Genomic DNA, 19680 nt, shown 5'->3' with positions numbered 1-19680 from the left:
GATACTAATAGATCGAGGACTTAACCTATATTCTAATGTGAAAAATGAACATTGTTATCTAGTTTTGAGAGAACATTTTTTGAAATATCTCTTGATTTATTTGTAATACATAGTATAATATCTTTTGTCACTAAATTGTCTGGTGATGATGGCGAAGAGGTCACACCCGTTCCCATACCGAACACGGAAGTTAAGCTCTTCAGCGCCGATGGTAGTTGGGGGTTTCCCCCTGTGAGAGTAGGACATCGCCAGGCTTTCTTCATTCCGCAGTAGCTCAGTGGTAGAGCTATCGGCTGTTAACCGATCGGTCGTAGGTTCGAATCCTACCTGCGGAGCCAATTTGGAGAGCTGTCCGAGTGGCCGAAGGAGCACGATTGGAAATCGTGTAGGCGGTAACCCCGTCTCAAGGGTTCGAATCCCTTGCTCTCCGCCACAATTTACATAATAAAGGGCCCGTTGGTCAAGCGGTTAAGACACCGCCCTTTCACGGCGGTAACACGGGTTCGAATCCCGTACGGGTCACCATTTTTATAGAAATACATACCAGCATTTTATTCGGAGGATTAGCTCAGCTGGGAGAGCATCTGCCTTACAAGCAGAGGGTCGGCGGTTCGAGCCCGTCATCCTCCACCATATCTTTTATATCGTCGCGGGGTGGAGCAGTTCGGTAGCTCGTCGGGCTCATAACCCGAAGGTCGCAGGTTCAAATCCTGCCCCCGCAACCAAATTTTTCCTCTAATGGTCCGGTAGTTCAGTTGGTTAGAATGCCTGCCTGTCACGCAGGAGGTCGCGGGTTCGAGTCCCGTCCGGACCGCCATTTTTTAAAAAGAATACTTGGCTCGGTAGCTCAGTTGGTAGAGCAACGGACTGAAAATCCGTGTGTCGGCGGTTCGATTCCGTCCCGAGCCACCACTATTTGCCGGTGTAGCTCAATTGGTAGAGCAACTGACTTGTAATCAGTAGGTTGGGGGTTCAAGTCCTCTTGCCGGCACTGTTTTTCAAATGTGGAGGGGTAGCGAAGTGGCTAAACGCGGCGGACTGTAAATCCGCTCCCTCCGGGTTCGGCGGTTCGAATCCGCCCCCCTCCACCATTTTTATTTTCATAGGGGCATAGTTTAACGGTAGAACAGAGGTCTCCAAAACCTCCGGTGTGGGTTCGATTCCTACTGCCCCTGCCAATTATATGATTCATAACATCTATGGCGGTTGTGGCGAAGTGGTTAACGCACCAGATTGTGGCTCTGGCACTCGTGGGTTCGATTCCCATCAATCGCCCCATTTTATTATTGGGCTATAGCCAAGCGGTAAGGCAACGGACTTTGACTCCGTCATGCGTTGGTTCGAATCCAGCTAGCCCAGTTGATATGCGGAAGTAGTTCAGTGGTAGAACACCACCTTGCCAAGGTGGGGGTCGCGGGTTCGAATCCCGTCTTCCGCTCCAATTATGGCGGCATAGCCAAGTGGTAAGGCAGAGGTCTGCAAAACCTTTATCCCCGGTTCAAATCCGGGTGTCGCCTTTTTTGAAAAGACTGCCGGGGTGGTGGAATTGGCAGACACACAGGACTTAAAATCCTGCGGTAGGTGACTACCGTGCCGGTTCAAGTCCGGCCCTCGGCACCATTGTTTTTTATGATAAGTTGCGCTCTTTAATGATCATGCCGGTGTGGCGGAATTGGCAGACGCGCACGACTCAAAATCGTGTTCCTCACGGAGTGCCGGTTCGACCCCGGCCACCGGTATCTATTAAAAGTTTCATGATTGGTTTTTACCGTAAACCTAACGTTTCACCCTCGTGGTGAAACGTTTTTTTGTGGTTTAAATGAGTTATTTAGATAAAAATAGAAACCTATTAGAAAATAAATAGCATGTACTTCTTTTAGCAGAATAATCTTTAGATGATTTGCAATATTTGATAAGATACATTTAACCATGTAAGGAAACAAAATGGGGCAGCACATTCACATAAAACAGTGTGCTACCTTTGTGTAACTAAATGAATATTTGTGGGTACATACACATCTTTTAGCTGGCATCATCATTGTGACCCAGTTTTGGGGGAGAATTTATGAAAAAACAAAATGATTATGAGGAGTTATTGACAGGTGGAAATGTCTCGAACGTATATCGTTCGGGAGATACGGTTCGCAGAGAGGTAAAGTCAGATAATATGAATATACAAAAGCTGCTAAAGCATTTAGAAAAAAAGAATTTCTCCTATGCTCCAACGTTTTTAGGGGTTGATGAAAAAGGTAGAGAGATCTTGTCCTTCATTGAAGGTGAGGCCGGTCATGATCCCTTAAAAGAATACATGTGCTCTCACAATGCTTTAAAAGAAATAGCGAAAATGCTTAGACTGTACCATGATGCTGTTTGTGATTTTCCCATTTCAGACGATTGGGAACGAATGGACAATACGCCTAACAACATAGAGGTTGTGTGCCATAATGATTTTGCGATGTACAATATTATTTTCAACAATAAAAAGCCAGTGGGAATCATTGATTTTGATGTAGCTGCCCCTGGTCCAAGGCTTTGGGATATTGCATATACTCTTTATACATGTGTGCCTCTCAGTAGACTTTTTCGCACTGAAACAGGGGAGGTCGTAAATTATCATTCATTAGAGCATGCAGTCCATATAAAGTATAGAGTCAAACTGTTTTTTGAAGCTTATGGTGAGGAAATACCAGAAGATTATGTGGACATGGTGTTGCTGCGTTTAGAAGGTTTATGTCAATACATGAAGCGAAAAGCGAGTGAAGGGGATAGAGCCTTTCAAAAAATGATTCATGACGGGCACCTTGAACATTATCAAAAAGACATTCAATTCATTCATGAACACAGAAAAGAATGGATTTGAGGATGCCAAGGGTTTTATAAAAGAAAAAGGCCAACTCATCTTTTTACTAGTTTCATGTGGATGTTACAATTGGTTATAATATATCAATAGAATGAATGTAAAGAGGCGGAGTTGTTATTTTGCAAACGAAGACGATATTACAGACTATTATTGAAGATGAGCGATCACATGATTATCCGCTTTTTAGACAGTACTGTGTAAGGAAAGAACAGGGTCTGCGTAAAGATGCGTTAAAGGTTCTTCAGTCTTTTGTTAAAGAGATGAATAAGAACGAATTTACAGCACGGCGTTCATTTGTTGCTTGGCTGTTTGATTACATTGAACGTTTTGAGGATGGTCATCATTTGCTTGTGTATCCATTGGTACATGGGGTGATCCACCCTGTTCTTCGAGAGTGGGAAAATATTGATCCAATGGATGTGAGACCGTATCGCTGGCAAGGCTTGTTTGTGCATCAGGGGGAAGGTCTGCCCTATTTATTGAAGGCATTAGAGATGGGAGGCAGCAAAGAGCAGCGAGTGATTGTTCAAATTTGCGAAACCTATTTCTCGGCTTTGTGGTATTCGTTTCATCATATACATGAAGATCTTTATTTAAGCACCTATGAGAAAGATCATGAGCGAATTCAAGGGATTCAAGATGTCATGAAACTGATCGAAGATAAAAAGGTTCAAACCAATGTTGAAAAACTAGCAGTCTACTATAACCAGCTTTTATCGGACTGGAAGGAATTTCAGCAGACGGAGACAAGAGGCTTTGTGAAATGGTGTGCGGATCGTAAGAAGCCCTATGAGTGGGTACAGACATTTTACTATAATCAATAGTTGTTTTTCATAAGAAAAAGGCTGGGGTCAACCCTGCCTTTTTTATTTATGCCATATTCTTTCTATTTCTACATGGTCTGCTTTAAAATATTTCAGGATGTAGACATCTGGATTGCTTAGTTGTTCCCACTCCTTGAATCCAATTGCGGGATCGGCGTGTTTTAGAAGCAGGCTCATAATATTGCCATGAGTGGCGAATAAAGTATGATCTCTTCCTAATTTTATTTGTTCATAGAGTGCCTCTACAATACGATTCATCGCTTCTTGGCTCGACTCTCCGCCTTCACAGGTCATATGCATGTCCGAAAAACTGAGCTTTAGTTTTTCATACCAATCTTCCATTGGTTGACTGCTTAACCTACGTTCAGAGAGACGTTTGTCAATTTGTACCTTTATCTGTTTGGCATGAGCAAGGGGCTCAGCGGTTTGAATCGCTCGTTTATAAGGACTTGAGATGATCTGGTTGAGCTGAATGCCGGAAAAAAGCTGTGCGAGCTCATGCGATTGTGTGATGCCTTGAGGTGTTAAAGACGCATCCTCGGATTGTCCATCTGCTTGACAGTGTCTGACGAAATAATATGTCTTCATAGGGGGACACCTTCCTCTAAGTATAAAAAATCATCCAATATTGGATGAGGGTTCACGAAAGTTGAGGTTCTATTTGTTCGTGTCTGCTTCTTTGTATGGATCTATCAGTTTTGAGGTTAGGTCTAAGTTGAACAAAAAATCATCTATGGTGTCTGTGCCAAAGGGAAGGGTGGAAAAATTAATTGGGATGCTGTCTTCTTGCGTATCTGAAGTAATCGGCTGTTTGTGTTGCTTTTTTCTCCAGTTCTTAAACAAGCGCATGTAAGGCCCCCTTTTCTAAAAAAAGATGGATTTATACATAATATACGGGGAGAGTTGTCCGAGCGTCAATTGTTTTCTTCAAAAGGATTTATTACATTTGTACGGAAAGAGCCACAGCTAAGTGCGGATCTTTCCGTGTTTTGACATGGCACGGTGTATGGCTTGTTGTACCTTTCGTTCGCATCTGATGTTGTATGTCTTCTTATGGAGTTTACTCGTCTTAAATTGACCAATTACACGGCGGACTCCTTGATCATAAATGATCAGCTCTCTGCTCGTTTGTTCACTTAATAACGCTTGAAACCAGCTGTATTTTTTTAGCTGTGCTGCATTCCGTGATATATCATCTTCATCTACCTGTAAAAAAGGGATATACAGAGCAAGATTGAAGATGTCTAAAATGAATCCCATATCACTGACCCCCTTCATATCGTTTATTACGTTTAGAAAGGGGAATGGTTCCTTTCAATTGGTTTTAAAAACAATCCCAGTGCATGAACCATTCTTTATTGTCTTTGTCGTAATAGAAATACATCGTGCCGTTATCACCAATCATGAACCGAGGTTTTTCCTCTGAGGCGATTTGCAGCATGAATTCTCCTGACATTTGGTGGGGAGGAGATTGGATGTAAGCTCCGTATCCACCGATTTTTGTGAACGAGTAGTTTGAGTAATGCTCGAAGAAATGATCTGTCGCTTCTTCACTTTCATTAACCTCTGATAAGTCAACGTATGACCAAGCTTCCTCCCAGCATGGATAATCCGGTTGTTCCCCTTCGAGCCACTCTATTTGGAAAGGTTTCATTCCTTTCACGTCTTCAGGGGTCTCAGCGATTTCTAATCCTTCCATTGATGAATATTCAATGAGTTTCCAGCCCTCACCGTTTTTGGCGATATCGATCGGAAGGGTTTTCTTGTTGATGAAAATTTGAATCATCTTACATTCATCAAAGCCGTTCATTCCCCCTGGTACTTCGGGTAAATACATTTGTAAAATGGGAATCATAGCTCCATCTTGATCTGCCGGCCACCCTTTATCACGTTGGATGAAAAAATGACCAGCAAACCAGCTGTACTTAGATGGATCAGGGCGAAACCCGCCTATTTTGGCTACAATAGGTGTTTTTCCTAGTTGATTTAATTCGTCAAAAGCTTTGATCTTCATTTATCCATCCCCCTTTCTTTAGCCAGCAATGTGTGCATCTTGAAACGTTCCATTCATATTGCCAGAGACAATGATGACATGTCCCCAAAATAAATCTCCGTCATGATAGTAGGCTTCGAATTCTCCATTTGGATAAGCATGGAGGCTTTCAAGAGAGATGCGGCTGATAAATTGATCCGGTGTGATCTCTTCTGAATTTTCAGCGGAGTCGTCTTGTTCCTGCCAATCTTTTGCTAGTTCAAGCAGCTGATTTGCTGCATATGACTTCATGGAGGCATCCCATGTTGTCTGCTCTTCTACGAGTTGTCTAGCCGTTTTCAGAGAGTCATTCATTTCTTCCTCTTCTTCAAGATTGAAGTAAAGAAGGCACTCCTCATTGCCCCACTGGATGGTTGTTTCAAATAAGTCCAGTCCTTTCACTAATTCAAAAGTACCCAGCTTGTCATCGTGGTAAAAGATAGGTTGTTGAGCTTCTTCTAATATTTCTTGAAGTTCCTTATCTTCAGTATCTGTATCAACAAGTGAAACGAGCATAAATTCACCTTCACCTTCACCTTTACGTACTTGAAGTGTGACGATAGATTCTTTATGTAATTGCGCTTGTTTTTCTCGTAATCCCTTTTCATCTGTTAACCAGCACAGTCTCACTTTTTCGGTTATGATGCGGTCTTTTTCCTTCCATGCAATGAGTGGGATTGAAGCAGTCCAAAGAGTTTCTTTTCCTGCTTTTCCTGCGCCGACTCCAGAAGGTCCTGTAACAGCCATGATGTCTATCACTTCTTCTGAGAATCTTTGTTCAAATATGTTGATTTGTTTGTTTGATTTCATAGGATGTCCTCCAGCTTGATTTATTTGATGGAGCTATACCTTTATCACACCGTACATTGGTAGGGGAAATCAAGCTTTTTTTGTTTAAAACTGTTTTTTAGGTTTGTGGCAACAGAGAGGATACATGGATTGCTGGAGGTTGAGTCACAATAAAAAAGCAAATCGGTTCGGATTTTGTATAAATTTGGCTAAGTGAGTCGAAAAGCCTAGGTGATTCTTCCTTTTCTTTATAATTACTTTGACACGATTAGATGAAAAAAGTAAAGTAGTACTGAGTGATTTACAAAACCTTCATCATTCTCTGAAACATGAAGCGGCAGTAAATTTAATGTAAATGGATATTTTTCCTTTTATTTACTCGTATTTTTTTTGAAACTTATGATGCTTCTTATTCGTTATATTAAAGGAGCACATGTAACCTGCGGAGAAAAGAGCATCGGAATGCTTGGTGCAGAAGATTTACATTTGCAAAATCAATGTAAATTTTTTATGATTTCATTTATATCAGATCGAAAATAAGAAAGAAGAGGTTTTATGAAAAAAATATTTGCGAACAAATATAGCTTTTTTGTTTTGGCTGTCCTTTTATTTTGGGCAAAATCGTACACAGCCTACAAAATGGACTTTAATTTAGGAGTGAAGGGATCTTTTCAAGAGGGTCTTCTCTTATTAAATCCATTCAGTTCAGCCATCGTGTTTTTAGGACTTGCTCTCTTTTTGAAGGGGCGTAAATCGGCCATTGCTTTAATTGTCATTGATTTTATTATGACCGCACTTTTATATGCGAATGTAGCGTACTATCGTTTCTTTGATGATTTTTTAACATTCCCGACAATGAAACAAGCGGGTAATCTTGGGGGAGGTATGACTGGCGGTGTATTAGCAAGTATTAAGCCGCATGACCTTTTGTACTTCTTAGATATCATCATTTTAATTGCCATTGTCATTTGGAGACCAGAAGTGAAGAAGTTCCAAATGAAAAAAACTTTCGCGCTGCTGATTGTGGCTGCAGGTGTTGGACTGTTCTTCGTTAACCTACACTTAGCTGAAAAAGATCGTCCAGAATTATTGACGAGAACATTTGATCATAAGTATATTGTGAAATATTTAGGTGTTTATAACTATGCGATTTATGACGGCGTGCAAACCGCACAAAATGCAACGCAGGTAGCAAATGCGAGCAGTGATGATTTAACGGATGTCGTGAACTATACGACCTCTCACTATGCGAAACCAAATGCAGAATACTTTGGTCAAGCTAAAGGGAAAAACATCATCAAAATCCATTTAGAAAGCTTCCAGTCATTTTTAATTGACTACAAGTTAAATGGAGAAGAAGTGACGCCGTTTTTAAACAAACTAGCTCATGGAAAAGAAGATTTTACGTATTTTGATAACTTCTTCCACCAGACTGGTCAAGGGAAGACTTCTGATGCTGAGCTGATGATGGATAATAGTATGTTTGGCTTACCAGAGGGTGCAGCGTTTGTGACAAAAGGTGAAAATACCTTCCAATCACTTCCTGCCATCTTAGATCAAAAAGCAGGCTATACGAGTGCAGTGCTTCACGGGGATTATAAATCTTTCTGGAACCGTGACACGATTTATAAACATATGGGAATTGATCAATTCTTCGATGCATCTTATTACAACATGGATGAAGAAAACCTTGTAAACATGGGTCTGAAGGATAAACCATTCTTTAAAGAATCAATCCCAATGTTAGAATCAATGAAAAAGCCATTTTACGCACACTTAATGACATTGACCAACCATTATCCATTTAATTTAGATGAGAAAGATGCGACAATCGCTAAGGCAACAACTGGCGATAAAACAGTGGATAATTATTTCCAAACAGCGAGATACTTGGATGAGTCATTAGAACAATTCTTTAAGGACTTGAAAAAATCGGGTCTGTATAAAGACTCAGTGATTCTATTATATGGTGACCATAACGGTATTTCTGAGAACCATAACCGTGCAATGAGTGAGATTCAAGGGAAAGAAATTACGCCATATCAAAATGCACAAAATCAGCGTGTACCGCTCATGATTCGGATCCCTGGGAAACAAGGCGGCGTGAATCATACGTATGGCGGTGAAGTAGACGTGATGCCAACGCTTCTTCACTTACAAGGTATTGATTCAAATGAGTACGTGAATTTTGGAACAGATTTATTCTCTAAGAAGCACGATCAAACTGTTGCATTCCGTAACGGAAACTATGTGACACCAAAATATACCCTTGTAGATAATACGGTCTACGATACAAAAACGGGTAAAGTGGTGAAACAAAACAAAAAGACAGAAGCGATTAAAGCCCGTGTTGATAATCAGTTAAGCTTGTCAGATAAAGTACTATACAGGGATCTTCTTCGATTCCATAAGCTATCTGATTTTAAACCAGTGAATCCATCTGATTATTTCTATGGTAAAACAAACAAAGAGACAGAAGCGGATTCTTCTGCTAACTAACTGAGTTTTGGGCAAGCACAGAAAGGTGCTTGCCTTTTTCTCTCTTACAGCTTGATTTGTTGGCAAAATATGTTTATATTTAGGGAGAAACAAGCGTGGCGTCAGCGGTCAGCTGGCGATAACTCATTTTGTCCTAGGGGATTTCAGGAGGAGCTTATGACAACAAATACAAAAACACAAAAAAAGAAATCAGAATTATGGGGCTGGATCAAAGCCATCTTAATCGCATTTATTGCTGTTTTTATCATTCGTAACTTTTTATTCGCACCGTATATTGTAAAGGGGACTTCTATGGAACCGACACTGCATAATACAGAGCGGGTGTTTGTGAATAAAACAGTCGATTACTTCGGCGATTATAAACGCGGACAGATCATCGTTCTTGATGGGGAAGACCGCAGTACTCACTATGTGAAACGATTGATTGGTTTACCTGGTGATAAAATCGAAATGAAAAATGACCAGCTATATGTGAACGGTCAAAAAGTGGCGGAGCCTTATTTAGCATCAAACAAAAAGAAAGCTGCCGCAGATGGCACCTTGCTGACACCTGATTTTGGTCCTCTTACAGTCCCTAAAGGAAAGTACTTTGTCATGGGTGACAACCGCCAAAACTCAATGGACAGTCGCAACGGTTTAGGTCTTTTTACAAAGAGTGATATTCAAGGGACAACATCATTCGTGTTTTATCCCTTCCAAGATATTCGATTAATCAATCACTAGTCAATAAGAAAAAGCACACAGGTGTGTGCTTTTTTTGTTTGGTTAAGACTGGCTTTTTGAAATCGCCTGTTCTAGATCTGCCAGAATATCTTCAATCGCTTCTGTTCCAACAGATAAACGAATAAGTTCTGGTGTCACCCCTGTGGCTTTTTGCTCTGCTTCACTTAATTGCTGATGCGTTGTGCTGGCAGGGTGGATGATGAGTGACTTAGAGTCGCCTACGTTTGCAAGATGTGAGAAAAGCTGAACCGAATCAATGAGTTTTTTTCCTGCGTCTTTGCCACCTTTAATGCCGAATGTGAGGATGGCGCCTTGCCCTTTTGGTAAATAAGTTTGAGCCAGCTCAAAGGATTCATGGCCTTCAAGACCTGGATAGCTGACCCATTCTACAAGAGGATGATCTTGTAAAAATTGTGCTGTCTTCAATGCATTTTCACTGTGGCGTTCAAGGCGAAGATGCAATGTTTCTAAGCCTTGCAAGAGTAAAAATGAGTTGAATGGTGATAAAGCCGCCCCTAGATCACGTAAGAGCTGTACACGTGCTTTTGTGATATAAGCTGCTTCGCCAATCGCTTCTGTATACGTCAGACCATGATAGCTAGGGTCTGGTTCCGTCAGGCCTTTGAACTTATCACTATCACTCCAAGGAAACTTGCCGCTGTCGACGATGACTCCGCCAATGGATGTGCCATGGCCGCCGATGAATTTCGTCGCTGAATGGACAACAATGTCTGCGCCAAATTCAATCGGTCTTAACAAATAAGGGCTTGCAAGTGTGTTATCCACAATTAGAGGAATGTGGTGCTTGTGTGCAATGGCTGATACGGCTTCAATATGTAAAATGTCGCCTTTTGGATTTCCGATGCTCTCTGCATACACTGCTTTTGTTTTATCTGTAATGGCTGCTTCAAGTTCTTCAAGGTTTGAGGAATCCACAAACTTTACTGTTATTCCAAGCTTTTTCAAGGTATGAGCAAATAAATTATATGTGCCGCCATACAGACTGCTAGAGGATACGATTTCGTCACCAGCTCCTGCAATGTTTAAAATGGAGTAAGTGGTCGCTGCTTGTCCTGAGGAGACAGCAAGTGCACCAATTCCGCCTTCAAGCTCAGCGATCCGTTTTTCAAACACATCATTTGTCGGGTTCATAATACGTGAATAAATATTACCGGGTTCCTGAAGTCCAAATAAATTCGCCGCATGCTCACTATCTCTAAAACCGAAAGAGCTTGTTTGGTAAATAGGTACAGCTCTTGAATAGGTGGCTGAGTCCAGTTCTTGACCTGCGTGTATTGCTTTTGTTTCTAAACGAAATTGAAGTTCTTCTGACATGTGTGTATCCTCCTTTTGTTAGATAAAACCAACTATTTTAATAAGAAATATTTAATAAGACTATAAATCTTGTTTACTGCCCGGTCAATCATTTTTTAGATAAATCTGAAAAAACAATAAATATAGTTGACATGTCGGAATAGTATGTATTAACATAAGCATACTGAAAATACCAACAAGAATTGCTGATCGGTCAACCGAAGGCTCGTTCACTCAGGCATGAGTGAAGGGCCTTTTTTTATTTTAATCTGAAGGGAAGATGAAGATGGAGAAAAAGAAAAAACGAAAAAAATACAGAAAACATTTGGATATCACATTAGACATTTTGATTGAGCGGAACAAATATGAAATTTACAGCAATCAAGAACGAATAGAAGAGATTTACGATCGTATTGATGAAAAGCATACAAGGTCGAAATAACTATTTTATAAAATATAGTTGATTCATAGGAATAATATGATTTAGGATGGTGCTAACAACTCAATATGAATAGCTGATCGGACAACACGAAGGCTCTTATCTCTCTTTTGGGATAAGGGTCTTTCTGTGTATCTATCTGATGACAAGAGGAGTGAACTTGCATTGACTATTTCCGTTGATATTGTGGATAAGTCTTTTTGGAAAGACAAACAAACCATTCAAGTGCTTGAAAACGTAAGGTTCACCATCGTTCCTGGTGAATTCGTGACGGTGATTGGTCCGAGCGGTTGCGGGAAAAGTACATTGCTGAAGATGATTGGAGGGCTTGATACAGATTATGATGGGCAGATCGTGATAGGAGAAAGGCGTGTGACAGAACCAGGAATGAAACAGGGCTTTATTTTTCAAGAGCATCGCTTATTTCCATGGTTGACGGTCGAAGAAAATATCGCTGCCAATTTCAATTTAAAACAAGCAGCTGTTCGCCGCAAATTGGATGAATTAATTGACATTGTTCGGTTAAAAGGCTTTGAACACGCCTATCCACATGAGCTTTCAGGCGGGATGTCACAACGTGTTGCTATTGCAAGAGCACTCCTGCGTGATCCGGAGATTTTATTGCTTGATGAACCTTTTGGTGCGCTAGATGCATTTACACGGAAACACTTACAGGATGTGCTGCTGGATATTTGGCAGGAGAAAAGAACAACGATGGTGCTTGTCACTCATGATATTGACGAATCCATTTATTTAGCCAATGAAATTGTGCTGTTACAAGCAAGACCCGGCCGAATTCATAAAATCCTTCCCGTGAACTTACCATTCCCGCGGAATAGAACGTCAACAGCTTTTCAGAGCTTAAGACAAAAGGTGCTTTCAGAATTTGAGAAAACAGATGAGCTATTACTGACGAATGGCTCAGGAATTTAAGGAGGTCAAATCGAATGAAAAGGCAAAAAAGGATCGTTCTCTTTCTGGGTATCCTCCTTGTATTAGCTGGGTGTGGTCGTCAAGCAGCGAATGGATCAGAAGACAAGCCGAAAGAGATTCGGATTGGGATTCAGCAAAGTCTAAGCCCACTTCTTTTAGCAAAGGAAAAAGGGTGGTTTGAGCAATCATTTGAAAAAGAAGGTGTGAAAGTCAAGTGGGTGGAGTTCCAAAGTGGTCCTCCCCAATTCGAAGGGCTTGCCGCCAATCAATTAGATTTTTCACAGGTTGGTAATTCACCTGTTATAGCTGGTCAGGCAGCAGGTATTAATTTTAAGGAAATTGGTTTATCTCAGGATGGGTTAAAGGCGAATGGGATTTTAGTGAATAAGAACAGTGAGATTCAAAAAGTAGAAGATTTAAAAGGGAAAAAAATCGCCGTTGCCAAAGGAAGCAGTGGTTTTGACTTTTTATACAAAGTATTAGATCAGGCAGGTTTATCTGCAAAGGATGTCCAGATCATTCAGCTTCAGCCGGATGAGGCAATATCTGCGTTTGAAAATGGGTCAGTTGATGCTTGGTCGATCTGGGAGCCGTTCTTATCACTTGAAACGATAGAAAAGGGAGCAAAGCTACTGGTTAATGGAGAAGCGACCGATTTATATTCACCTGGATTCACACTTGTCAGAACCAAGTTTGCCGATGAGTACCCTGAACTAGTGGTGCAATTTTTAAAAGTATATGACAAAGCGGTGAAATGGCAGAAAGATCATCAACAGGAAGCCATTACACTTTATGCTCGTTTGAAACAATTAGATCAGAAGGTGGTGACACAAGTATTAAACAATACAGAGCCGCTCAATGAGCCCATTTCTAAGAAGATCATAAACGCCCAGCAGCATACAGCTGATTTTCAATATCAAACAAAGGCGATACAGCGGAAGATTGATGTCAATCAGGTGGTAGATAATTCGTTTATTGAAAAAATGCTGAAAGAGGAGAAGAATTGATGAAAGCTGCATCTAACCCAGCCCTTGTGACTAAAACCGAGCGAATGAAGAAAAAAAGGAGAAAAGCTTCATCCTTCATCATGTTAAAAGGACTTGTATTACCTGCTTTACTCATTGCGATTTGGCAGGGAGCTGCTGCTTCCCAAATCGTTTCTTCTACTGTACTACCTGCACCCACTGTCATTGCAGAATCTTTTCGTGAGTTGATTCGTTCCGGTGAGCTGTTTGGCCATATTTACATCAGTCTCTACAGAGCAATATGCGGGTTTTTACTTGGGGGAGGTTTAGGACTTGCGATGGGTTTGTGTGTCGGTTTTTCTAGGAAAACCGAGCAGTATGTAGATCCGACCTTGCAAATGCTGAGAACAGTTCCTCATTTAGCGGTGACTCCTTTATTTATTCTTTGGTTTGGTTTTGATGAATCAGCGAAAATTTTATTGATTGCACTTGGGGCTTTTTTTCCAATCTATATCAATACCTTTCTAGGAATTCGCAGTGTAGATAACAAGCTGTTCGATGTGGCTCGCGCTTTAGAGTTTAATCTGTATCAAAATATCACAAAGCTCATTTTACCTGCTGCCCTTCCTCATATTCTTCTGGGCGTGAGGCTTTCATTAGGCATTGCCTGGCTTGGTTTAGTGGTGGCTGAATTGATGGGGTCGAGTAGTGGAGTTGGCTACATGATTATGGATGCAAGACAATTCTCGCAAACGGATAAAGTGTTTGTAGGGATTATCATCTTTGCGGTAGTTGGTAAGATGACTGATTCATTTGTACGGCTGTTAGAAAAGCGACTGCTCAAATGGCGCACAAGTTATCAAGGTGAAAAATAATAGGAGGCGATATGATGAATATTCTATGGTTTATTCCAACGCATGGGGATGGGCGTTATTTAGGATCATCGAAAGGGGCAAGACAGGCAGACTATCCGTATTTTAAACAAATTGCTCAAGCTGCCGATCAGCTTGGGTACACAGGGGTCTTGCTGCCTACTGGTAGATCTTGTGAAGATCCATGGCTGACAGCGGCCGCTTTAGCTGCAGAGACAACTCATTTAAAGTTTCTTGTGGCTCTTCGGCCAGGGTTGATGCAGCCGTCTGTTGCTGCTAGAATGACCTCCACATTTGATCGGCTTTCAGGCGGGAGACTGCTGATCAATGTTGTAGCGGGAGGAAGTAAAGAAGAACTTGAAGGAGACGGGCTATTCATTTCTCATGATGAACGCTATGAGGCAACAGAAGAATTTTTGACCATCTGGAAGCGGTTATTGAAAGGAGAGAATGTTCAGTTTCAAGGGAAGCATCTGCAAGCACAAAATGGACGTCTGCTATTTCCACCAGCTCAAACACCACATCCACCCGTTTTTTTTGGAGGATCATCAGAAGCAGGCATTCAAGCCGCTGCAAAACATACAGATGTTTATTTAACTTGGGGCGAGCCGCCTGCACAAGTAAAAGAGAAAATCGCACAAGTGAAAAAGCAGGCTGAAAAGGAAGGAAGAACGGTGAGGTTTGGTATTCGACTTCATGTGATCGTGAGAGAAACGGAAGATGAAGCTTGGCAGGCAGCGGAACATCTGATTCGTCATTTAGATCAAGAGACTATTGATGAGGCGCAAAAGACTTTACAAGGGATGGACTCAGTAGGGCAAAAACGAATGGTTGAATTACATCAAGGGAATAAAGAGAAGCTTGAAATTAGCCCTAATCTTTGGGCAGGCATTGGCTTAGTTAGAGGCGGGGCAGGAACAGCGCTCGTCGGGGACCCGCATACAGTAGCAGAACGTATAATAGAATATCAGTCTCTAGGTATTGATACATTTATCTTTTCTGGTTATCCGCACTTAGAAGAATCTTATTATTTAGCAGAACTTGTTTTCCCGCTTCTCCCATTTAAAAGAAATGGTGATGCAGGACCACACGTTCCTGCTGGTGAAATTATTGGGAACAATTACTTTCCTGATACAGCCTCTGCTGCAAGTTCCTCATAAATGAAAGCAAAGCAGTCATACTTGTCGGGCTGCTTTGCTTTTTTTATAGAAAGAGATGCAAGTAAAATGATATGTGCTGTGGAAGAAGGCAAGGGCTTTTTTCCCAATAGGTTTTCTTGTATATACATATTTTAAGAGACAAGAGAAGAAGGAAAATATGCTCACTCTTTTGTTGGAATTATCAGTTAATATGTCGTATTTGATGTGTTAACGACATATAATTAGGACTTTTATATCTGATATATCGGGGGAATTCTTTCTATCTCAAAAAAATGAAAGATTAAATAGAAGAGATGATGAAAATGAACTATTTGAAAAAAGGCAGAAAAAAGATGGATTCATTGCCAATATTTGGGTCTTGTGGTTCTTATGTTGTGGTGAAAAATAGTAAAAAAGGGAGAATTTATACAGTTGAACATGAACAATTGAATAAAAAGTCACATTTTACACGAAAATACGTTCGGTCAAAAATGGGATCTTCTGTTGATGTTTGGAGTGTGACGCCTATGATACGATCATCATAAGCTGGGAGGTGAAAAGTATGACTTATGCAGCGCCGCAAGTTGACTATTCCACTATGGAACCTGCTATTATGGACCAAGCTTGGTTCTTAGTATTTGTTGCTGTCCTTCTTGGATTGGGAGCAACAGTTGTTCTAGGAGCAGCAGTTTGGTGTTTAGCAAACGGCAAGGGTAGCTTTACAGGAGCCGTTCAGTGGGAAAGTGGCTTAAAAGTCCAAATTGAATGTAAGTAGCTATACTTAGGATTCATCTTTTTACTTCTTAGATAAGACACCAGGGCTAAACCGTCTGTGGCGGGCGGTTTAGCCTGATCTGTTTTTAAAGAATATGCAGACACTTGGAGGTTATATGTTTACGATCGAGAATTTAACCAAGACGTATAAAAATAACGTGACTGCTGTCAATGATTTTCATTTAAAAATTGCCCCTCATCAAATCGTTGCTGTGGCTGGACCAAATGGATCCGGTAAAACAACGATGATTAACTGTGTACTCGGCATCATTAAGCATACAGAAGGAACCATTCATATCAAGGACGTCACAAATGATGATCCATCCTTTAAAAAACAAGTCGCCTATGTTCCAGATGATCTGCTGCTCCCTGAAGCATTGACTGGTGCTGAATATTTAGATTTCGTTTCTTCTATGTATGAATGTAAAACAATTCAAAGAAGAAATCAACTAATTGAATTGTTTGATATGGAATCAGCTTTATCAAGACCGATTGAAACCTATTCCCATGGAATGAAAAAAAAGACACAGCTGATTGCTGCCTTTATGCTTGAGAGTCAATTAGTGATCATGGATGAGCCCTTTAGAGGACTTGATATTGAAGCGGTTATAAACACAAAGAAACTAATGAAACGTTATGCCGAGCACCATGGTGCAATCTTGCTTTCAACGCATGATATGCTTTCAGCGGAAGAGCTGTGCCACAAGATCGCCATTATTTCTAAAGGAAATAAAATGGATGAAGGGACGGTTTCAGCCTTAAAAGAAAAGTATCAATCAAGCACATTGGAACAGGTGTTTCTGAAAGCTTCAATGTTAAGTGATAGGGGTGCACATTTTGATGAAATCATTAATCATTTCTAAAATGATGCTTAAAATGTGGCAGCAGGAGATGTATAAGCTCTTTGATACTCAAACGAAGCGAATCATTGTGGTCTTATTCTTTTTGTTTGCAGTCACAATGGGAGCCATCATCGGATACAGTTTTACGGGTGTCTTTATGAAGGCTTTCTTAAATGGAGATGAACGTTCACTTGGGTTGTTGGTTGTGTCGATGGCAATCAATGCATCCATTTTTACAAGCTTGTTATTTGTGCTGATCAAAGTCAGAACACCTGAACAAGATCGTTTTTCTATGCAGCTCAGCTGGTTTCCGCTGTCTACCTTTCAAAAAAGTCTTGGTTACTTCATTCCGATGGTGACAGTCGTGACAGGGCTTGTTTTATTTTTCATCGGGATCTTGCTTTTACCTAATTTTATTGCACAAGGGATCGGTATTTTCTTTATTCTTACGTTCTTTTTGATGGTGCTGTTGCAATCGCTCTTTGTCTTAACACTGCTTCAGCTCATTTACAACGTGACTTATTTACTCGTACTAAAATTAAAATTACCGTTGCAAAAATTTGCAGCGATATTTGTTTTATTAGCGCTAGTTGTAGCCTATGGAATGACACATTTCGACATTAATCAAATACAGCAATCATATGTACAGTTTGATTATCATTTGATGTATTTTACAGCACCGTTTTTCTTAGCGGCACAAGGGATGTCTCCTGACGGGGTGAATTATGCGATGTTGATCCTCTTCATCTTATTATCTGCGGGAGGCGCATTTATTTCTCTTGCTTTAATGCCAATTATGGCTGAGAAAAAAGCGTTAACCTTTTTGCACAAACTGCCATTTTCATCTTCGAAAAAGTGGTCACTCATTGTAAAGGAAATAAAGTCACAAGTGAGAAATGAAGAAAATATTTTAAACTTTCTCATCCTCCTTATTGTCATTTTATTTGTCCGTTATCAGTTTGCCTTCCGCTTTGAAGGAGAAGCTTTTTTTGTCTTATGTGCGCTAGCTGGGTTAACAGCTTTTAATTCATTTGGCAATGACAAACGTATGCTTGGGATGTATAAAACGTTTGGTCTAAGGCCGTGGGAAGTGGCTCTTTATAAGTTCCTCGGACTTTTGCTCGTTGGTGTGATCCAAATTGTTTTATTTATGATCACAACACTGACGCTCCCTGATCAGATCTGGATCGTGTTGATTGGCGCTGCTGTCTTGTGTAATGCAACGGCTCTCTTTTATGTGGTAGGTATTTTATTACCCCTTGATCGAAATAATCCTTACACAGGTATTTTCTCGTTTGGAGCGCTTATTTTAATCATGATTCCGATTGTATTTATTGGAAACTATGTGATAGGGGAATCGAGTCAAATGCTTCAGTGGCTGCTTGTGGCAGGATTTGAATGTCTGCTCATCTTTGCCATATATAAAGGTTTTTCATGGAGGTATTCACATGATTCAACTTCTTAACAATAAGCTAAAGATTGAGCGGGTGCCGGCACTTGCGCCATATGTGACTTTACAAAAAAGACATTTGACTGATACGCAGTACGGAAGTTCGCTTCCGATTAACGAAAGTGCATATCATATGTTAACGAAAGTGGATGGTCAAAGGACAGAGGCGAGTATTACGGCAGAGCTCGCCGATTTGTTTCAGGTCGATGAGTCTGTGATTGCCCGTGATTTTTATCAATTGATGATGGGGCTGAATCAGCATCACTTGCTGTCGATTCATTATCAATCGCCATATCGGACTGTCACAGCCTTCTGTCAATTTTTTAAGCAGTATCAAGTAAAGATGAAAGAGCGGTTTGACTGCACGGGTCATTCATTTCTTCACATATTGGGTACGGCTCTGCTGATGGTAACGCGCAAAATCATCTTTTTCTGGGTGCTTTTTATGATCATGGCGGGAATCGCCTTTTTATTTATTCCTGATCCATCGATTGCAGCCATTGCGATTTATTTTACGATTATTTATTTCGGATTAATTACTGGAACTGCCTTGCATGAGGCGGCACATGGGTATGCACATCGGAAGTTCGCCGGCCGGGATGGTCCTCAAGGCTTTTTTGCGAGCGATATGATGTCTGTGAAATTTGTGAGGCCTGTTTTAGACCCATTTCAGAAAAAACAAGTGTGGATTACACTGCTTGGTCCGCTTTTGCCGGGGCTCATTGGCGCAGTCGGAATCATTGTGACTGTTTTATTTCTAAAAGAAAATCCAATTTCGACAGGGTTTTTCATTTTTTCAATCACGTATTTTATTCAATTGCTCTACCTTCTTCCGTTTATGGGGGATGGTAAGTCTATTATGAAGCAGTTATTGCTTGGTGGAATGGGAGGACAACGATCATGAACGTTCAGGCAATGAAACAAGGTGCAATTGTTGGTAGTTTCCTAGGTTTCTTAGGTTTTCCGATGCTGACCATTGGTGTTCTGTTCTATCACTTATTTCAATCAAAAACAAATAATGAATTATTATTTAACAGTCTTGCTTTTGAGATGGAAGGTTCGTCTGCATTTACGTTCCAAATCAAACCAAACTTTTTTATTTATATGGTTGTCATTTTTGCTGTCAGTTTTCTCATTGTGGCATTCCTATCAGCCATGAAACAGAAAAAAGCGAAAGATTAGGAGAATTCTCCTAATCTTTTTTTGTATAATCAACCAAATTTTA

The 19680-nt window shown here is 40.6% G+C and carries 19 protein-coding genes, 16 tRNA genes and 1 rRNA gene; 31 read left to right on the top strand and 5 right to left on the bottom strand.

What is annotated here, in order from left to right; all coding sequences use genetic code 11:
• The first annotated feature begins 138 nt into the window (after nt 1-138).
• The 19 genes from rrf (at nt 139) to ACRRMM_RS09735 (ending at nt 3684) form a co-directional block, all read left to right on the top strand.
• Nucleotides 139-254: ribosomal RNA gene (gene rrf / locus ACRRMM_RS09825) — 5S ribosomal RNA — on the top strand.
• 9 nt (nt 255-263) lie between these two features.
• Nucleotides 264-338 (top strand) — tRNA-Asn (locus ACRRMM_RS09820).
• 4 nt (nt 339-342) lie between these two features.
• Nucleotides 343-433: transfer RNA gene (locus tag ACRRMM_RS09815), tRNA-Ser, on the top strand.
• Between the two features lie 17 nt (nt 434-450).
• Nucleotides 451-525: transfer RNA gene (locus tag ACRRMM_RS09810), tRNA-Glu, on the top strand.
• 32 nt (nt 526-557) lie between these two features.
• A tRNA-Val gene (locus ACRRMM_RS09805) sits at nt 558-633 on the top strand.
• A gap of 15 nt (nt 634-648) precedes the next feature.
• Nucleotides 649-725, top strand: a tRNA-Met gene (locus tag ACRRMM_RS09800).
• 15 nt (nt 726-740) lie between these two features.
• Nucleotides 741-817 (top strand) — tRNA-Asp (locus ACRRMM_RS09795).
• A 19-nt stretch (nt 818-836) separates the two neighbouring features.
• Nucleotides 837-912, top strand: a tRNA-Phe gene (locus ACRRMM_RS09790).
• A 6-nt stretch (nt 913-918) separates the two neighbouring features.
• Nucleotides 919-991 (top strand) — tRNA-Thr (locus ACRRMM_RS09785).
• A 15-nt stretch (nt 992-1006) separates the two neighbouring features.
• Nucleotides 1007-1091: transfer RNA gene (locus tag ACRRMM_RS09780), tRNA-Tyr, on the top strand.
• A gap of 13 nt (nt 1092-1104) precedes the next feature.
• Nucleotides 1105-1178: transfer RNA gene (locus ACRRMM_RS09775), tRNA-Trp, on the top strand.
• 24 nt (nt 1179-1202) lie between these two features.
• A tRNA-His gene (locus tag ACRRMM_RS09770) sits at nt 1203-1278 on the top strand.
• Between the two features lie 9 nt (nt 1279-1287).
• Nucleotides 1288-1359: transfer RNA gene (locus ACRRMM_RS09765), tRNA-Gln, on the top strand.
• A 7-nt stretch (nt 1360-1366) separates the two neighbouring features.
• Nucleotides 1367-1441: transfer RNA gene (locus ACRRMM_RS09760), tRNA-Gly, on the top strand.
• Between the two features lie 5 nt (nt 1442-1446).
• A tRNA-Cys gene (locus tag ACRRMM_RS09755) sits at nt 1447-1517 on the top strand.
• 14 nt (nt 1518-1531) lie between these two features.
• Nucleotides 1532-1620 (top strand) — tRNA-Leu (locus ACRRMM_RS09750).
• Nucleotides 1621-1657: 37 nt separating this feature from the next.
• Nucleotides 1658-1739: transfer RNA gene (locus ACRRMM_RS09745), tRNA-Leu, on the top strand.
• A gap of 326 nt (nt 1740-2065) precedes the next feature.
• Nucleotides 2066-2860 carry a phosphotransferase gene (locus tag ACRRMM_RS09740; RefSeq protein ID WP_428828834.1) on the top strand — a complete coding sequence of 265 codons (795 nt, stop codon included), beginning with the start codon at nt 2066-2068 and terminating at the stop codon, nt 2858-2860.
• A gap of 119 nt (nt 2861-2979) precedes the next feature.
• Complete coding sequence (locus ACRRMM_RS09735; protein ID WP_428828835.1) at nt 2980-3684, top strand: hypothetical protein; 705 nt, start codon at nt 2980-2982, stop codon at nt 3682-3684.
• 42 nt (nt 3685-3726) lie between these two features.
• On the opposite strand, the gene ACRRMM_RS09730 is transcribed toward ACRRMM_RS09735, so the two are convergent.
• From ACRRMM_RS09730 to ACRRMM_RS09715, 4 genes are all read right to left on the bottom strand, one after another.
• A complete protein-coding gene (locus ACRRMM_RS09730; protein ID WP_255836074.1) occupies nt 3727-4272 on the bottom strand; it encodes a histidine phosphatase family protein in 546 nt (181 codons plus the stop codon).
• 378 nt (nt 4273-4650) lie between these two features.
• On the bottom strand, nt 4651-4944 hold the full coding sequence (locus tag ACRRMM_RS09725) for a hypothetical protein (protein WP_035703359.1): 294 nt from the start codon (nt 4942-4944) through the stop codon (nt 4651-4653).
• Nucleotides 4945-5008: 64 nt separating this feature from the next.
• Nucleotides 5009-5698 (bottom strand): DUF1963 domain-containing protein, encoded by a 690-nt coding sequence (locus ACRRMM_RS09720; RefSeq protein ID WP_007497003.1) that lies wholly within the window; start codon nt 5696-5698, stop codon nt 5009-5011.
• Between the two features lie 18 nt (nt 5699-5716).
• Nucleotides 5717-6526 carry a DUF2262 domain-containing protein gene (locus tag ACRRMM_RS09715; RefSeq protein WP_428828836.1) on the bottom strand — a complete coding sequence of 270 codons (810 nt, stop codon included), beginning with the start codon at nt 6524-6526 and terminating at the stop codon, nt 5717-5719.
• A gap of 534 nt (nt 6527-7060) precedes the next feature.
• Here ACRRMM_RS09715 and ACRRMM_RS09710 point away from each other — a divergent pair.
• On the top strand, nt 7061-9004 hold the full coding sequence (locus ACRRMM_RS09710; RefSeq protein ID WP_116306626.1) for an LTA synthase family protein: 1944 nt from the start codon (nt 7061-7063) through the stop codon (nt 9002-9004).
• A 156-nt stretch (nt 9005-9160) separates the two neighbouring features.
• Entirely contained in the window at nt 9161-9727 is a 567-nt protein-coding gene (gene lepB, locus ACRRMM_RS09705; RefSeq protein ID WP_017360387.1) for a signal peptidase I, read from the top strand.
• A gap of 42 nt (nt 9728-9769) precedes the next feature.
• On the opposite strand, the gene ACRRMM_RS09700 is transcribed toward lepB, so the two are convergent.
• Nucleotides 9770-11062, bottom strand: coding sequence for a homocysteine synthase (locus tag ACRRMM_RS09700; RefSeq protein WP_008349114.1), 1293 nt, complete (start codon nt 11060-11062; stop codon nt 9770-9772).
• Nucleotides 11063-11327: 265 nt separating this feature from the next.
• Here ACRRMM_RS09700 and ACRRMM_RS09695 point away from each other — a divergent pair, with 265 nt between their 5' ends.
• The 10 genes from ACRRMM_RS09695 to ACRRMM_RS09650 all read left to right on the top strand — a co-directional run bounded on the left by ACRRMM_RS09695 (nt 11328) and on the right by ACRRMM_RS09650 (nt 19637).
• Nucleotides 11328-11483: an FbpB family small basic protein gene (locus ACRRMM_RS09695; protein ID WP_034647783.1), complete on the top strand. Its 156-nt coding sequence runs from the start codon at nt 11328-11330 to the stop codon at nt 11481-11483.
• 162 nt (nt 11484-11645) lie between these two features.
• A complete protein-coding gene (locus tag ACRRMM_RS09690) occupies nt 11646-12413 on the top strand; it encodes an ABC transporter ATP-binding protein (RefSeq protein WP_428828837.1) in 768 nt (255 codons plus the stop codon).
• Nucleotides 12414-12427: 14 nt separating this feature from the next.
• The gene (locus ACRRMM_RS09685; RefSeq protein WP_428828838.1) at nt 12428-13420 is read left to right on the top strand and encodes an aliphatic sulfonate ABC transporter substrate-binding protein; all 993 of its coding nucleotides are present in this window, start codon (nt 12428-12430) and stop codon (nt 13418-13420) included.
• 44 nt (nt 13421-13464) lie between these two features.
• The gene (locus tag ACRRMM_RS09680; RefSeq protein WP_235562248.1) at nt 13465-14253 is read left to right on the top strand and encodes an ABC transporter permease; all 789 of its coding nucleotides are present in this window, start codon (nt 13465-13467) and stop codon (nt 14251-14253) included.
• Between the two features lie 14 nt (nt 14254-14267).
• A complete protein-coding gene (ssuD, locus tag ACRRMM_RS09675; protein WP_017360383.1) occupies nt 14268-15410 on the top strand; it encodes an FMNH2-dependent alkanesulfonate monooxygenase in 1143 nt (380 codons plus the stop codon).
• Nucleotides 15411-15951: 541 nt separating this feature from the next.
• Nucleotides 15952-16164: a hypothetical protein gene (locus tag ACRRMM_RS09670; protein ID WP_003211695.1), complete on the top strand. Its 213-nt coding sequence runs from the start codon at nt 15952-15954 to the stop codon at nt 16162-16164.
• Nucleotides 16165-16279: 115 nt separating this feature from the next.
• Nucleotides 16280-17026, top strand: coding sequence for an ABC transporter ATP-binding protein (locus ACRRMM_RS09665; RefSeq protein ID WP_008349096.1), 747 nt, complete (start codon nt 16280-16282; stop codon nt 17024-17026).
• Nucleotides 17004-18470, top strand: a complete 1467-nt coding sequence (locus ACRRMM_RS09660; protein WP_008349094.1) for a hypothetical protein — start codon at nt 17004-17006, stop codon at nt 18468-18470. Before ACRRMM_RS09665 ends, ACRRMM_RS09660 begins: the two co-directional genes overlap by 23 nt.
• Nucleotides 18454-19359, top strand: a complete 906-nt coding sequence (locus ACRRMM_RS09655) for a PqqD family protein (RefSeq protein WP_046527427.1) — start codon at nt 18454-18456, stop codon at nt 19357-19359. Before ACRRMM_RS09660 ends, ACRRMM_RS09655 begins: the two co-directional genes overlap by 17 nt.
• The gene (locus ACRRMM_RS09650) at nt 19356-19637 is read left to right on the top strand and encodes a hypothetical protein (RefSeq protein WP_008349089.1); all 282 of its coding nucleotides are present in this window, start codon (nt 19356-19358) and stop codon (nt 19635-19637) included. The genes ACRRMM_RS09655 and ACRRMM_RS09650 overlap by 4 nt, the downstream gene beginning before the upstream one ends.
• Nucleotides 19638-19680 lie beyond the last annotated feature (43 nt).

It is taken from the genome of Bacillus sp. XT-4 (genome assembly GCF_050864245.1).
GTDB lineage: Bacteria > Bacillota > Bacilli > Bacillales > Bacillaceae > Bacillus > Bacillus altitudinis.
Note: the sequence above shows the minus strand (reverse complement) of the source record. Positions and strands in the feature narration are given on the sequence as shown.

Coding starts and splice junctions, on each gene's coding strand:
- ACRRMM_RS09700 (WP_008349114.1), bottom strand. CDS start 11,062: ATGTCAGAAGAACTTCAATTTCGTTTAGAAACAAAAGCAATACACGCA.
- ACRRMM_RS09730 (WP_255836074.1), bottom strand. CDS start 4,272: ATGAAGACATATTATTTCGTCAGACACTGTCAAGCAGATGGACAATCC.
- ACRRMM_RS09695 (WP_034647783.1), top strand. CDS start 11,328: ATGGAGAAAAAGAAAAAACGAAAAAAATACAGAAAACATTTGGATATC.
- ACRRMM_RS09725 (WP_035703359.1), bottom strand. CDS start 4,944: ATGGGATTCATTTTAGACATCTTCAATCTTGCTCTGTATATCCCTTTT.
- ACRRMM_RS09710 (WP_116306626.1), top strand. CDS start 7,061: ATGAAAAAAATATTTGCGAACAAATATAGCTTTTTTGTTTTGGCTGTC.
- lepB (WP_017360387.1), top strand. CDS start 9,161: ATGACAACAAATACAAAAACACAAAAAAAGAAATCAGAATTATGGGGC.
- ACRRMM_RS09650 (WP_008349089.1), top strand. CDS start 19,356: ATGAACGTTCAGGCAATGAAACAAGGTGCAATTGTTGGTAGTTTCCTA.
- ACRRMM_RS09670 (WP_003211695.1), top strand. CDS start 15,952: ATGACTTATGCAGCGCCGCAAGTTGACTATTCCACTATGGAACCTGCT.
- ACRRMM_RS09720 (WP_007497003.1), bottom strand. CDS start 5,698: ATGAAGATCAAAGCTTTTGACGAATTAAATCAACTAGGAAAAACACCT.
- ssuD (WP_017360383.1), top strand. CDS start 14,268: ATGAATATTCTATGGTTTATTCCAACGCATGGGGATGGGCGTTATTTA.
- ACRRMM_RS09680 (WP_235562248.1), top strand. CDS start 13,465: ATGAAGAAAAAAAGGAGAAAAGCTTCATCCTTCATCATGTTAAAAGGA.
- ACRRMM_RS09665 (WP_008349096.1), top strand. CDS start 16,280: ATGTTTACGATCGAGAATTTAACCAAGACGTATAAAAATAACGTGACT.
- ACRRMM_RS09740 (WP_428828834.1), top strand. CDS start 2,066: ATGAAAAAACAAAATGATTATGAGGAGTTATTGACAGGTGGAAATGTC.
- ACRRMM_RS09685 (WP_428828838.1), top strand. CDS start 12,428: ATGAAAAGGCAAAAAAGGATCGTTCTCTTTCTGGGTATCCTCCTTGTA.
- ACRRMM_RS09660 (WP_008349094.1), top strand. CDS start 17,004: ATGAAATCATTAATCATTTCTAAAATGATGCTTAAAATGTGGCAGCAG.
- ACRRMM_RS09715 (WP_428828836.1), bottom strand. CDS start 6,526: ATGAAATCAAACAAACAAATCAACATATTTGAACAAAGATTCTCAGAA.
- ACRRMM_RS09655 (WP_046527427.1), top strand. CDS start 18,454: ATGATTCAACTTCTTAACAATAAGCTAAAGATTGAGCGGGTGCCGGCA.